General features: G+C 69.7%; 10 protein-coding genes. 2 read left to right on the forward strand and 8 right to left on the reverse strand.

Going from position 1 to position 13,163, the window contains the following annotated elements:
- Positions 1-26 precede the first annotated feature (26 nt).
- The 3 genes from MYMAC_RS26335 to MYMAC_RS26345 form a co-directional block, all read right to left on the reverse strand.
- Positions 27-1,484, reverse strand: a complete 1,458-nt coding sequence (locus MYMAC_RS26335; RefSeq protein ID WP_013941884.1) for a sigma-54-dependent transcriptional regulator — start codon at positions 1,482-1,484, stop codon at positions 27-29.
- The gene (locus tag MYMAC_RS26340) at positions 1,481-3,082 is read right to left on the reverse strand and encodes an ATP-binding protein (protein WP_095960083.1); all 1,602 of its coding nucleotides are present in this window, start codon (positions 3,080-3,082) and stop codon (positions 1,481-1,483) included. Before MYMAC_RS26340 ends, MYMAC_RS26335 begins: the two co-directional genes overlap by 4 nt.
- A 169-nt stretch (positions 3,083-3,251) precedes the next feature.
- Positions 3,252-4,214, reverse strand: a complete 963-nt coding sequence (locus MYMAC_RS26345; protein WP_043712002.1) for a diguanylate cyclase — start codon at positions 4,212-4,214, stop codon at positions 3,252-3,254.
- A gap of 101 nt (positions 4,215-4,315) precedes the next feature.
- Between MYMAC_RS26345 and MYMAC_RS26350 the strand changes: the two genes are divergently transcribed.
- Positions 4,316-5,110, forward strand: a complete 795-nt coding sequence (locus tag MYMAC_RS26350; protein WP_013941887.1) for a glycosyltransferase family 2 protein — start codon at positions 4,316-4,318, stop codon at positions 5,108-5,110.
- An 8-nt stretch (positions 5,111-5,118) separates the two neighbouring features.
- A complete protein-coding gene (locus tag MYMAC_RS26355; RefSeq protein ID WP_095960084.1) occupies positions 5,119-5,976 on the forward strand; it encodes a ChbG/HpnK family deacetylase in 858 nt (285 codons plus the stop codon).
- Between the two features lie 570 nt (positions 5,977-6,546).
- Here MYMAC_RS26355 and MYMAC_RS26360 read toward each other — a convergent pair.
- The 5 genes from MYMAC_RS26360 to hemE form a co-directional block, all read right to left on the reverse strand.
- Positions 6,547-7,215 (reverse strand): class I SAM-dependent methyltransferase, encoded by a 669-nt coding sequence (locus tag MYMAC_RS26360; protein WP_095960085.1) that lies wholly within the window; start codon positions 7,213-7,215, stop codon positions 6,547-6,549.
- Positions 7,212-8,345 (reverse strand): mannosyltransferase family protein, encoded by a 1,134-nt coding sequence (locus MYMAC_RS26365; RefSeq protein WP_095960086.1) that lies wholly within the window; start codon positions 8,343-8,345, stop codon positions 7,212-7,214. The genes MYMAC_RS26360 and MYMAC_RS26365 overlap by 4 nt, the downstream gene beginning before the upstream one ends.
- A gap of 91 nt (positions 8,346-8,436) precedes the next feature.
- Positions 8,437-10,677 carry a fatty acid oxidation complex subunit alpha FadJ gene (gene fadJ / locus MYMAC_RS26370; protein ID WP_095960087.1) on the reverse strand — a complete coding sequence of 747 codons (2,241 nt, stop codon included), beginning with the start codon at positions 10,675-10,677 and terminating at the stop codon, positions 8,437-8,439.
- On the reverse strand, positions 10,677-11,978 hold the full coding sequence (gene fadI, locus MYMAC_RS26375) for an acetyl-CoA C-acyltransferase FadI (RefSeq protein ID WP_095960088.1): 1,302 nt from the start codon (positions 11,976-11,978) through the stop codon (positions 10,677-10,679). The genes fadJ and fadI overlap by 1 nt, the downstream gene beginning before the upstream one ends.
- Before the next feature lie 83 nt (positions 11,979-12,061).
- Positions 12,062-13,111 carry a uroporphyrinogen decarboxylase gene (gene hemE, locus MYMAC_RS26380; protein ID WP_095960089.1) on the reverse strand — a complete coding sequence of 350 codons (1,050 nt, stop codon included), beginning with the start codon at positions 13,109-13,111 and terminating at the stop codon, positions 12,062-12,064.
- Positions 13,112-13,163 lie beyond the last annotated feature (52 nt).

Here is a 13,163-nt window from a genome sequence, read left to right on the forward strand (position 1 = left end):
CCCGGGTGCCCGCCTGCTGACACACGTCAGGACGCGGCTTCCATCGCCTCCGCGTCTTCCGCCTGCGCCACGCGGGGCTTCATGGACCGGCCGGCCACCTCGTACTGCTTGAGCAGACGGCGGAAGTTGGAGCGGTCCACGCCCGCCGCGCGCGCCGCGCTGGAGACGTTCTGGTTGTTCTTCTCCAGGAGGGCGGACAGGTAGCGGCGCTCGAAGGCGCGCATCGCCAGGCGCTTGGCCTGGGCGTACGGCAGGTGTGCCAGGCTGAACACCTCCACCGTGGAGTCCGGCTGCGGCGCGGACTGGAAGCCCGGCGGCAGGTCCTCCACGTCGATGACGTCGTTGCCCGTCAGCACCACCGCGCGCTCGATGACGTTCTCCAGCTCGCGCACGTTGCCCGTCCACCGGTTGCAGGTGAGGGCCTCCATGGCGCGCGGGGAGATGCCCGTCACCTTCTTGTCCGCCTTGGACGCGTACAGCTTCAGGAAGTGGTGCGCCAGCAGCGGCACGTCCTCCGGCCGGTCGCGCAGCGGCGGCAGGTCGATGGTGATGACGTTGAGCCGGTAGAAGAGGTCCTCGCGGAACTTGCCCTGCTCCTTGGCGCGGGACAGGTCCACGTGGGTGGCGGCGATGACGCGCACGTCCACCTTCACCGGCTCGTTGGCGCCCACGCGCTTGACTTCCCCCTCCTGGAGCACGCGCAGCAGGCGGACCTGGGTGGCCGGGGGCACGTCGCCAATCTCGTCCAGGAAGATGGTGCCGCCGTCGGCCGCCTCGAAGAGGCCCTTCTTGTTGCCGGTGGCGCCGGTGAAGCTGCCCTTCACGTGGCCGAACAGCTCGCTCTCCAGCAGCGTCTCCGTCAGCGCCGAACAGTTGACCGCCACGAAGGGCTTGTCCTTGCGCGCGCTGCGGTAGTGGATGGCGCGGGCCACCAGCTCCTTGCCCGTGCCGCTCTCACCCTGGATGAGCACCGTGGCGGTGGAGTGGCTCACCGTCTCCACCAGCTTGAAGACGGAGCGCATCTGCGTGGACTGGCCGATGAGGTCCTCGAACTGGCTGCGGACCGTGAGGGCCTCCTCCAGCGCGCGGGTGCGGTCCTTGAGCGCCTTGCGCTCGGCCGCCTTGGCCACCGTGAGGCTGACCTCGTCGATGTTCTCGAAGGGCTTGGTGAGGTAGTCGTACGCGCCCGCCTTCACCGCCTCCACCGCCGTCTCCACGGTGGCGAAGGCCGTCATCATGATGACCTCCACGTCCGGGCGGTCCGCCTTGATGCCGCGCAGCAGGTCCATGCCGGACAGGTTGGGCATCTTGATGTCGAGGACGACCACGTCGATGGTGGGGTCCTTCGCCGCCGTCAGGCCCTCCACCGCGTCGTCAATGGCCACCACCGGGTGGCCCTCGCGCTGGAGAATCTGCGTCACGGCCTTGAGGACGACGGAGTCGTCATCCACGACGAGGACTTTGGCGCGCTTGACTTGGTTCACGGCAACCTCTCGAGCTGCAGGGGGATGGGCAGAAAAACGGTGAAGCAGGAGCCTTGGCCGACCTGGGTGTCCACGTGGAAGCTGCCCCCGTGGTCCTCGACGATGCGGTACGCGATGGAGAGCCCCAGGCCGGTGCCTTCACCCGGGGCCTTGGTGGTGAACGACGGCTCGAAGATGCGAGGCAGGTGCTTCTCCTCGATGCCCGTGCCGGTGTCCGTCACCGCGAAGTAGCAGCGGTCGCCTTCGCGACCCGTCACCAGCGTCAGCTTGCCCTCGCGCGCGGGCAGCGCCTGGAGACCGTTCTGCAGGAGGTTGAGCACCACCTGCGCGAGCTGGCCGGGGTCGCCGTACACCTTCGGCAGCTCCTCCGCGAGCCCCACCGACAGCTCCACCGTGGGCATGGACTTGAGCTGCGCGCGGAACAGCACCGCCGCGTCCTCCACGCACTTGGACAAATCGAAGGGCCGCCGGTCCTCCACGCGGCTGTGGCGGCTGAACTTGAGGAGGCTCTCCACGATGCGCTTGCAGCGCAGCGCGCTCTCCTCGATGAGCCCCAGCGACTCCAGGTCCGCCTCGCTGCGGCCCGCGTCGCGCGACATGAGCTGCGCGAAGGCGAGGATGCCGCCCAGCGGGTTGTTGATTTCGTGCGCCACGCCGCCGGCGAGCTGGCCCACCGCGGCCATCTTCTCCGTCTCGATGAGGCGCCGGGTCATCGACTGCTCCTCGGTGACGTCCCGGTAGGTGCACACGACGCGCTCGTCCCCCGCCATGGGGTAGGCGGCCACCACGAAGGTGCGCCCGCCCTGGCGGACCTCCCCGCGCGCGCCCTTGCCGCTCTCCACCGCCGCCGGCAGCGGGCAGCCCGTGCACGGCTCGTTGCGGCCGAAGAGGTAGCGGTAGCAGGTGGTGTCGGAGGGAATCTCTTCAATGGAGCGCCCCGCCACGTCCGCGTACGCCAGGTTGGCCCGCCGCACCGCGAAGTCCCGCGCGCGCACCACGCACAGCGGCGTCTCCATGCAGTCGAACGACAGCTCCCACTCGCGCTTGGCCTGGCTCAGCATGCGCGTGCGCTGGGCGACGCGCTCCTCCAGGTCCGCGTTGAGCAGCTTCAGCTCCGCGTTCTGCGCCTGCGTCACCGTGTAGAGCCGCTCGTTCTCCGCCTGGAGCGCGTACTGCTCGAACGCGCTCTTCACCGTCAGCACCAGGTGGCTGTCGTTCCAGGGCTTGGAGATGAAGCGGAAGATTTCCGACCGGTTGATGGCCTCTTCAATGGCCTGCTGGTCCGCCTGGCCCGTCAGCATGATGCGCTGGGCCCGCGGCTGCTGCTGCTTCACCCGGGTAAGGAAATCGACGCCATTCATCCCCGGCATGCGGAAATCGGAGATGACGACCTCGGGGCGGAACGCCTCCACCGCCCGCAGGCCCTGCTCGGCGTCCGTCGCCGTCTCGATGTCCCAATCACCGCGGCGCAGCACCCGGCGGATGGACTTGAGGATGTTCTCCTCGTCATCCACCAGGAGCAGCCGCCCGCGCGGCGCTTCGGCCTCGCGGGGCGCTTCGGCCTGCTGACCGTGGACATATGCGGCTTGAGAACCCATGAATTGTTTCCGCCCCTAGACAAATGCAATGGCCCTGCCAGCAGAAACTCCCTGCCCAACAGTCTGGAATCACGGGCCTTGACATTTCCACGGCGTGAAACAACACAGGGTCCAATTAGACCCATCCCTACCAAATGGGTCAAGACAGACCCCGGGTCTTTGACCCGGGCTAGGGGCCGGGCGGGCCCACGGGGAGCTGGGGATGCAGGCAGATGCGATCTCTCCCGTCCCGCTTGGCCTGGTAGAGGGCCTCGTCCGCCGTCAGGAGGAGCTGCTCCGGGGTGAGGACGGTGCGGTGGGGGAAGCTGGAAACCCCCAGGGACGCGGTGACTTGCAGGCCGTCCTCCACCTCCAGCCGCAGGGCGCGCAGCTCACGGCGCACCCGCTCGGCCACGGTGAGCGCCCCGGTGAGGTGGGTGCGGGGCAGCAGCACCGCGAACTCCTCCCCGCCATAACGGGCCACCAGGTCCGTCTCGCGCACGCCCCGGGTGAGCGCGGCGGCCACCTCGCGCAGCACGCCGTCCCCGGCGGAGTGGCCGTACTTGTCGTTGATTTCCTTGAAGTAATCCAGGTCCAGGAGGATGAGCGACAGGGCGTCATCGTAGCGCTGGGCCCGGCGGAACTCCTCGCGGAGCCGCTCCTGGAAGTGCCGGTGGTTGTGCACCCCCGTCAGGCCGTCCGTGGAGGACAGCCGCTGGAGCTCGCTCACCTGGGTGGCGAGCGCCTCCATCCGGGCCTGGGCGGCCAGGGCACGATGCACCCGGGCCAGCAGCTCATCCGGCGCCCATGGGTCTAAAACGACCTCAGCACCGCGCCGCAGGGCCTCCAGCCAGAGCCCCCGAGGCTCAGGTGGGGCCAGGAGCACCACGGGCGGACCCACCGCCCCATCCCCGGGCATCAGCCGCTCGAGCAAGCCCAGGCTCGCCTGGGCGTCCTCCCCCGGGCACAGCACCACCAGGGCCACCTCCCGCGCCAGTCTCGGCACCTCCGGGCCGTGGGCGGTGATTCGGAGGGCGAAATCCTCCGGGCCCAGCGCGCGGGCCAACCGAGGCAACGTCGACTGCGAGTCGTCCACTACCAGCAGGGTGAAGGGCCTGGAGTTCACAGTGTCCCCGCAAAATGGTGATTTCACGGTAGCACAGGCGTGCGACGGAGTGCGACCCCGATTGGACAAAAAACCGGATTCTCTGCTAGCGAGCCCCAACTCCGCAGGTCCGCTCATCGAGGTCCGCAGTGGCCCAATACCCGAGCATCAGCCTGTTCTTCCCCGCCTGGAACGAAGAGGACTACGTCGAGCGCGCCGTCAGCCGGGCGCTGGAGGTCCTCCCGGCCCTGACGGACGACTTCGAAATCATCATCGTCAACGACGCCTCCACGGACCGCACCCGCGAGGTCTGCGAGGCGCTGGCCCAGCGGATTCCCCAACTGCGCGTCATCCACCACCCGGTGAATCTGAAGCTGGGGGGCGCCATGCGCACCGGCCTGGCGGCGTCGACGAAGGACATCGTCGTGTACTCCGATGTGGACCTGCCCTGGGACATGCGGGAGCTGGAGCGGGCGCTGCACCTGATGTCGTACCTGGAGGCGGACATGATTTGCGCCTTCCGGTTCGACCGCACGAGCGAGGGCCCCAAGCGCATCGTCTACTCGTTCGTCTACAACCTGCTCATCCGGTCGCTGTTCGACATCCAGGTCAAGGACGTCAACTTCAGCTTCAAGGTGATGCACCGCCGCGTGCTGGAGGCCATGGAGCTGCACAGCCAGGGCTCGTTCATCGACGCGGAGCTCGTGGTGAAGGCCATCCGCCAGGGCTTCCGCGTGTTCCAGATGGGCGTGGACTACTTCCCTCGCACGCGGGGCATCTCCACGCTGGCGTCGCCCTCCGTCATCGCGAAGATGGTGCGGGAGCTGGTGTCGCTCTATCCGAAGATGCGCTCGCCCGAGCCGCCGTTGCACCCGGTGCGCCTGCCGCCCTCCGTGCAGCAGCTCCATGCCGTGCCGCCACCGGGCCGCACGGCGCGGAGCTGAGTCCTCGCATGACGCGCCCCCTCACGCGCCTGGTGGTGAACGCGGACGACCTGGGGCTCCATGCCTCGCTGGACGCGGGCATCCTCCGCGCGCACAGGGACGGCATCGTCACCAGCGCCACGCTGCTGGCCACGGGCCCTACGGCTCCCGAGGCGGCCGCTCGCGCGAAGGCGGCGCGACTCCCGGTGGGGCTGCACCTGGCGCTCTCCACGCGGCTGCCTCCCGCGGCGCCCGCGCATGAGGTGCCCACGGTCGCGCCAGGGGGCCGGATGCGGGGCAGTTGGGCGGACTTCGCGCGCGCGTGGCTCACCGGGAAGGTGCACAGGGAGGAACTGGCGCGCGAGCTCTCCGCGCAGCTTCATCGCGCCCGCGCCCTCGGCGTGACGGTGGACCACCTGGACGGCCATCAGCACCTGCACCTGCTGCCCGGTGTGCGCCCGCTGGTGGAGGCCATTGCCGCACGTGAGGGACTGCCCCTGCGCTGGCCGGATGCCCTCCCCCGCCCTCGCTGGTTGAAGACACCGGGGCCCGCGCTGAAGGCCACCGTGCTGGCGGTGCTCGCGCGCACCGCGCCCCGGGCTCCCAGCGGTGTGCGGCGGGTGAGCGCGGGCGGCGTCTTCGAGGCGGGGATGCTGGACGAGCGCGCGCTGCTCGCGGTGGTGGATGCGCTGCCCACAGGCGACTTCGAGCTGGGCTGCCACCCGGGAGAAGGCACACCGCGCGTCCCCGAGGATCCGGCGTGGCGCTACGGCTGGGCGGCGGAACTGGCGGCCCTCACCAGCCCGCGTGTGAAGGCACGGCTACGCGAGCGCGGCATCGAGCTTCACAGCTACGGAACGCTACTCTCCTCCTCGTCCGCCGAGTAACAGCGCGACACTCAGCACCACGGAGATGAAACGCGGCTGGCCGCCTCACCGCGCCGCTCAGGGGCCCTGGTCAACCCAACGCTGCCGTCCGCTTCACCGTGACGCGCAGGGGCGCTGAGCGACGAAGCGCTGCCCTCTGCCCCATCGCACAGAGTAGGGGCGCTGAGCGACGAAACGCTGCCCTCCGCCCCATTGAACAGCGCAAGGGCGCTGAGCAACGAAGTCGCCGCAGTAGACAGCGCCTCTGCGCCATGTCGTTCGCGGACCGCGCGTGCGACAGGCAGGGCGGGAGGAGCGACGGCAAGCGGGAACGGTTCACGCGAGAGAGCGTGGGCGAGGGGACGCCTCGGGAGCGCACGGAACGCGGATGCCCTCACCTCCCGTGACGGGCTTCATGCTGAACGGGCCTCGTTTCCCGAGGGGGGCCCGGAGCCGGGCCAGCAGCTCGCTGTTCGGAAATGTCGGGAGATTTCGCGGCGCAAAACCCCCGACATTTCCGAACAGCGAGCCCCCCACGGTGCGCCCGGCCGAGCCCCAAGGACCAAGGCGCGGCCACATCGCCCTGCCCAGCTATGACGCCCGGTGCTCCGCCACGTAGAGGACATGCGGCGTGGTGTAGCCCTGGCCCAGGTCCACCACCTCGCGCACCGTGAGGCCCGCGGCCTCCAGGTCGCGAGACATCTCCGCGCGCGGCTTCACCGTCATCCCACCGCTGGCCTTCGTGCGGCCCAGCAGCGACACCATCACCCACTCCTGCGCCAACGCCTTGCGGTGCTTCCAGGAGCCATCCCCCTCCATCTCCTTGAGTAGCAGCCGCCCACCGGGCTTCAGCAGGCCCCGGACCGTGGAGAGGAAGCCGGACCACTTCGACTCCGGCAGCAGGTACAGCACGTCGCACACCACCGCCGCGTCGAAGCGCCCGGAGGCCCCTCGCGCCAGCATCTGCTCCACCGTGCCTTCCTCGATGCGCACGTTGGGCTGCCCCGCGAGCGCCCGCCGCGCCCACGCCACCTTGCGCGGGTCCGGGTCCACGCCGTGCACGGTCCGGCCCGGGTCCTCCAATGCGAGCAGCGCGGACAAGAGCCCATGCCCACAGCCGATGTCCGCCACCGCGCCGACAGGCGTCCGCGCCGTCATGGCCAACAGGGGCGCGGAGAAGGCCCGCGCGTGGACGTGGAAGCGCTCGGCGACGGGAAGCCCGTCGTAGCGAAGCAGGGCCTGTTCGAGGAGTTCGCTCATGACACGTAGTAGTCCGCGCCGAAGGCCCACGAGAGGACGAGCAGCGACGCCGCGCCCACCGCCAGCGCCCCGCGCAGCAGCAGCGGCCGCTCCCGCAGGAGCATGGCCGCGGTGAGGAAGACGGGGAAGGCGGACAGCAGGTAGCGCCCCATCCCCATGAAGTCCTTGGTGGACCACGCCGGCAGCCCGACGATGGCCAGCACGTACGCGGCGTAGCCCCACCCCAGCCGCTTGCGCGTGGGCCACACCAGCGCCAGCGCCAGCAGCGTGAAGAAGGCGTGCGCGGCCAGCCGGAAGGCCTCGCGCTTGTCCTGCGGCGCCAGCACGACGCGCTCGAACCAGCTCACCTTCAGCCACGTGTGCCAGCCGGGAATCTGCTCCCAGCCGGGCGCGCCCTGCACCTTCACGAAGGCCACCGGGTCACCGAACTGGTGCCACAAGTAGAGCATGTACGCGCCGAAGCCCAGGCCCGACAGCACCGGCAGGAAGTCCACCGCGCTCCACTTCTCGCCGCGCGCGTGCTTCCACTCCAGCCGGCGCACCAGCAGGCCCAGCACCACCGCGGGCGCCACGGGCCGGGCCGCCGTGGCCACCGCCGCCACCAGCACCGCGGGCCCCAGGTGCCCCCGCTCCAGCAGCAGGAAGGCCGCCACCACCAGCAGGACGAACAGCGCGTCCGAGTACATGGCGCCGTAGAAGTAGAGCGTGAACGGGTAGCAGGCCATCAGCAGCCCGGCCTTCAGCGCCGTGTCCTCGTCCGTCAGCTTGCGCGCCCAGACGGTGAAGAGCATCAGCGCCAGCGGGCCGCACAGCAGCGTGATGAGCACGCCGGACTGGTACACGTTGGGCCCCAGCGACTCCACCGCGCGGATGAGCAGCGGGTACAGCGGGAAGAACGCCACCGAGCTCTGCTGCCCCGGGACGAACTGGTAGCCCTCCTGGGCAATCCGCATGTACCAACTGGAATCCCAGGCAACCCACCCCATCGTGAAGTACTCGTCCAGGCGGACGACGGGGTTGTTCGGGTCCTTGTGGAAGAAGCGCCAGGCCCCGGCGGTGGCGGCGGCGCCACAGGCCACGACGGCCGACAGGACGACCAGGGCGATGGTGCGGGACGCGGAGCGTGCCATTGGGCCCGGGAGGCTCGGGCCAGAGGCGGCCTCCGGTCAAGCCCGGGAGTCCCTGATACGTGGGACTCCCGGACGCTGACAGCGGCGCGGTTCAGCGCGGGTAGAACGTCTTGCCCGCCTTCACCATCTCCACCAGATGCGGCGCGGGGACAAAGCGCTCCCCGAGCTTGTCGTGGAAGTGCTCCAGCTTGCGCAGCACGTCGGCGGGGCCGCGGCTGTCCACGTAGTGGAAGGGGCCCCCGAGGAAGGGCGGGAAGCCGAGGCCGAAGATGGCGCCCACGTCGCCGTCCCGCGCGCTGCGGAGGATGCCCTCCCCCAGGCAGCGGATGGCCTCGTTGACCATCTGCAGCACCACGCGCTCGGCCATCTCCGCGCGGTCGAAGGAGCGGCGCTCCGTGCCGTGCGGCAGCAGGGCGTAGATGGAGGGGTCCACCTCCTGCTTCTTGCCGCCCTCGTACAGGTAGAAGCCCTTCTCCGTCTTGCGGCCCAGGCGGCCGTCGGCCACCACCTTCTCCAGGGCCTTGGGCGCCGCCATGCGCTTGCCGAAGGCTGCCTCCATGATGGGGCCCACCTTCTGCGCCACGTCGATGCCCACCTCGTCCAGGAGGGTCATCGGGCCCACCGGGAAGCCGAACTCGACCAGCGCCCTGTCCAGCTCCGCGATGTCCGCGCCTTCCGCCAGCAGGTACGCCGCCTCGTTCATGTACGGCGCGAGGATGCGCGAGGTGTAGAAGCCCGGCCCGTCGTTGACGACGATGACTGTCTTGCCCTGCTTGCGCCCCACCTCCACGCAGGTGGCCGTCACCCAGTCCGCGGTGCCCGCGTGGGTGATGACCTCCAAGAGCGGCATCTTGTGGACCGGGCTGAAGTAATGCATGCCAATGACTTGCGCCGGCCGGCGGCTGCCCTTGGCCAACTCCGTAATCGGGATGCTGGAGGTGTTGGACGCGAAGATGGTCTGGTCGCCGGTGACGGCCTCCACCTCCGCGATGATGCGGTGCTTGAGCTTCAGGTCCTCGAACACCGCCTCGATGACCAGGTCCGCGGACTTGAAGCCGGCGTAGTCCGTGCCCGCCGTCACCAGGGCGGACTTCGCGGTGGCCTCGCGGCGGGTGAGTGAGCGGCGCTTCACGCGCTCATCCAGGATGGACTGCACCTGCTTCATGGCGCGGCCCACGCCCGCGTCATCCTTGTCCTTCACACGCACCGGCACGCCCTGGAGCGAGCTGGCCACGTAGGCGATGCCGCCGCCCATCAGCCCGCCGCCCAGCACCGCCACCTTCTTCACCTCGCGGGGCTTCGCGTCGGGGTTGGAGGTGCCGTTCTCCTTCTTCAGCGCCGTGGTGGCGAAGAAGATTTCGACCAGCCGCCTGGAGACGTCCGACACCACCAGCTCGCCAAAGGCCTTCGCCTCGGCCTCCTGGCCCGCCTTGTGCCCGGACTCCAGGCCCACCCGCACCACCTGGAGCGACTTCTCCGGCGCGGGGAACTTGCCGCGCGTCTTTTTCAGGAGCTGCTTGCGCGCCTGGTCGAAGAGGACCTTGCGGCCCAGCGGGTTGTCCTCCAGCGCCACCTCCGCCCACAGCTCCTTGTTCGCCAGGCCCTGGATGAAGCCCGCCAGGCCCTTGCTCTTGCCGCCGGCGGCCACGCCCTTGAAGCCCTGGCCGTGACGGCGCTCCACCTTCAGCGTCCCTTCGGCCAGCTCCTTCGCGCGCCGCACGGCGATGGCGCGGAGGATGGGCGCGGGCACCACCTCGTCCACCACGCCCAGCTTCTTCGCCTTCCCAGGCTTGAGGCTCTTGCCGGTGAGGATGAGGTCCAGCGCCGCCTGCACGCCAATCAGCGCCGGCAGCCGCTGCGTGCCGCCCGCGCCCGGAATCAGGCCGAGCTGCACCTCCGGCAGGCCCAGCGACGTCTTCGGGCTGTCGGTGGCGACGCGGTAGTCACACGCCAGCGCCCACTCCAGGCCGCCGCCCAGACAGGCGCCGTGGATGGCCGCGACGACGGGCTTGGGGAAGGCGTCCAGCTTGTCGAAGCCCTCCTGGCCGTTGCGGCTGATGGCCGTGGCCTCCTCCGCCGTCTTGATGGTCTGCAGGAAATCAATCTTCGCCCCGGCGACGAACGAGTCCTTCTTGCCGGACGTGAAGACGACGGCCTTCACCTCGGGCTCCCGCTCCGCGCGCGACATGACGCGCAGGAAGGCCTCGCCCGTCTCCGGCGACAGCGTGTTCACCGGGGAGTCCGGCAGGTCGAAGGTGATGACGGCGACGCCGTCCTCCACCTGGTACGAGAAGCCCTGCTTCACCTCGAGCTCTTCCGCCTTGGTGGCCATCACGCACGCTCCAGGATGACGACGGCGCCCAGCCCGCCCGCCGCGCAGACGGTGCACATCGCCGTGTTCTTGTTCCGACGCTTCAGCTCATTGAGGGCCTGGGTGACGATGCGCGCGCCCGTGGCGCCGAAGGGGTGCCCCAGCGCGATGGAGCCGCCCGTCACGTTCAGCCGCTCCCGGTCGATTTCGCCCACCGGCGCGCTCCAGCCCGCCTTCTTCGCGAAGGCCGGGGACGCCAGCGCCTGGAGGTTGCTGGCCACCTGCGCGGCGAAGGCCTCGTGCATCTCCACCAGGTCGATGTCCGTCAACGTCATGCCCGCGCGCTTGAGCGCCGTGGGCACCGCGTAGGCCGGGCCCTGGAGCAGCTGGTCGCCCGGGTCCGTGGCGGCGTAGGCGTGGCTGCGCAGGAAGCCCAGCGGCTCGTAGCCCAGCGCGCGCGCCTTCTCCTCGCTCATGAGCAGCAGCGCCGCGGCGCCGTCCGTCAGCGGCGACGCGTTGCCCGCCGTAATCGTGCCGTACTTGCGGTCGAACGCCGGCTTGAGCTGACCCAGCGCCTCCATGCTGGTGCCCTCGCGGACGATGTTGTCGCGCTCCGCCGTCTTGTCGAACTTCGGCGGCACGACGACGTGCATCACCTCGTTGTCGAACAGGCCGTCCTTCCACGCCTTGGCCGCGTTGCGGTGCGAGTTGTAGGCGATGCGGTCCTGCTCCTCGCGGCTGATGCCATTCTCCTTGGCCATCTTCTCCGCGCTCTCCCCCATCGTCATGCCAGTGGAGTACTCGGCGATGGCCGGGGGCACCGGCAGCAAATCCCTGGCCTTGAGGCGCTGGAAGGGCTTGAGCTTGTCCGGCAGCGAGCGCCCCTTGGACGCCGCCACCAGCGCGTGGGCCAGCGGCCGGCTGGTGAAGATGGGCGCGTCCGACATGGACTCGGTGCCGCCGGCGATGATGACGTCCGCCTCCCCCGTGGCAATCGCGTTGGCCGCCGCCGTCATCGCCTGGATGGACGTGGCGCACGCGCGCGACACCGTGAAGGCATCAATCGTCTTCGGCAGCCCCGCCGCGATGACCACCTCGCGGGCGATGGACGGGGCCGTCAGCGTGGGGATGACCTGGCCGAACACCACCTGGTCGATGATGTTCGGGTCCAGGTCCGTCTTCTGGACCAGCTCCTGGACCACCAGGCGGCCCAGGTCCAGCGCCGTCAGCCCCGAGAAGACGGAGCCCGCCTTCACGAACGGGGTCCGCAGGCCGCGGACGATGGCCACCCTTCGGGGGCCGTTGCGCTTCTCGCTTGCCATGTGTGCCTCACCTCCAGCGAAGTCGGGAGGCGGGCATCTAACGAGCGGCAATGCGACGCGTCAATCGTCCATTGATTCAAAAATCAATCGTTGGACAGTGTGCCCTGGCGCAGCGCCACGCCGTGCCGGTGGACGGCGTCCACCAGGAACTTGGCGGAGTCAGGGTCCGTGGGCGGGAGGATGCCATGGCCCAGGTTGAAGATGTGCCCCTCGGGGCCCGCGCGGCGGAGGATGTCCTTCACTCGACCCTCCAGCGCCTCGCGGGGGAGGAACAGGTGCAGCGGGTCCAGGTTGCCCTGCACCGCCACGTCCGGCCCCAGCACCTTCCGGCCTTCATCCATGGGCAGCGTCCAGTCCAGGCCCACCACGTCCGCGCCAGTGCTCTTGAGCAGCGGCAGGTGCGTGGACATGCCCACGCCAAAGACGATGACGGGCACGCCGGTGGCCTTCAGCTCGGACACCATGCGCTTGAGGTACGGGATGCAGAAGCGCTCGTAGTCCCACGGCGACAGCTCGCCGCCCCATGAGTCGAAAATCTGGACGATGCTCGCGCCCGCCTCCACCTGCATCTTCAGGTAGGGAATCAGCGTGTCCGTGAGCTTGCCGAAGAGGCGGTGCGCCAGCTCGGGCTGCTCGAACATCAGCCGCTTGATGAGGATGTAGCTCTTGGAGCCGCCGCCCTCCACCATGTACGCGGCCAGCGTGAAGGGCGCGCCCGCGAAGCCGATGACGGGCACGGCGTCATTGAGCGCCTTGCGCGTGCGGCGGATGGCCTCGGCCACGAAGCCGGTGCCCGCCACCGGGTCCGGCACGCCCAGCTTGTCGATGTCCGCCGCGGAGCGCACCGGGTTGGGGAAGTGCGGCCCCTTGTCCCCCAGCTCCAGGGTGATGCCCATGGCCTCCACGGGGATGAGGATGTCGGAGAAGATGATGGCCGCGTCCACACCCAGGCGCGTCACCGGCTGGACGGTGACCTCCGCCGCCAGGTCCGGGTGCTTGCACAGGTCCAGGAAGGCGATGTTGCCTCGGATGGCCCGGTACTCGGGCAGGTAGCGGCCAGCCTGGCGCATCAGCCACACCGGCGTCGTGTCAGTGGGCTGGCGGCGCGCCGCGCGGAGGAGTCGGTCGTTCACTTCGGACCTCGGAGTGGGCCCCGCGTTGGCGCGGGGCGAAGGGAAGCAGGTG

The sequence above is a fragment of the Corallococcus macrosporus DSM 14697 genome (assembly GCF_002305895.1).
GTDB classification, from domain to species: Bacteria; Myxococcota; Myxococcia; order Myxococcales; family Myxococcaceae; genus Myxococcus; species Myxococcus macrosporus.

Coding starts and splice junctions, on each gene's coding strand:
- MYMAC_RS26340 (WP_095960083.1), bottom strand. CDS start 3,082: ATGGGTTCTCAAGCCGCATATGTCCACGGTCAGCAGGCCGAAGCGCCC.
- MYMAC_RS26355 (WP_095960084.1), top strand. CDS start 5,119: ATGACGCGCCCCCTCACGCGCCTGGTGGTGAACGCGGACGACCTGGGG.
- MYMAC_RS26360 (WP_095960085.1), bottom strand. CDS start 7,215: ATGAGCGAACTCCTCGAACAGGCCCTGCTTCGCTACGACGGGCTTCCC.
- MYMAC_RS26365 (WP_095960086.1), bottom strand. CDS start 8,345: ATGGCACGCTCCGCGTCCCGCACCATCGCCCTGGTCGTCCTGTCGGCC.
- fadJ (WP_095960087.1), bottom strand. CDS start 10,677: ATGGCCACCAAGGCGGAAGAGCTCGAGGTGAAGCAGGGCTTCTCGTAC.
- fadI (WP_095960088.1), bottom strand. CDS start 11,978: ATGGCAAGCGAGAAGCGCAACGGCCCCCGAAGGGTGGCCATCGTCCGC.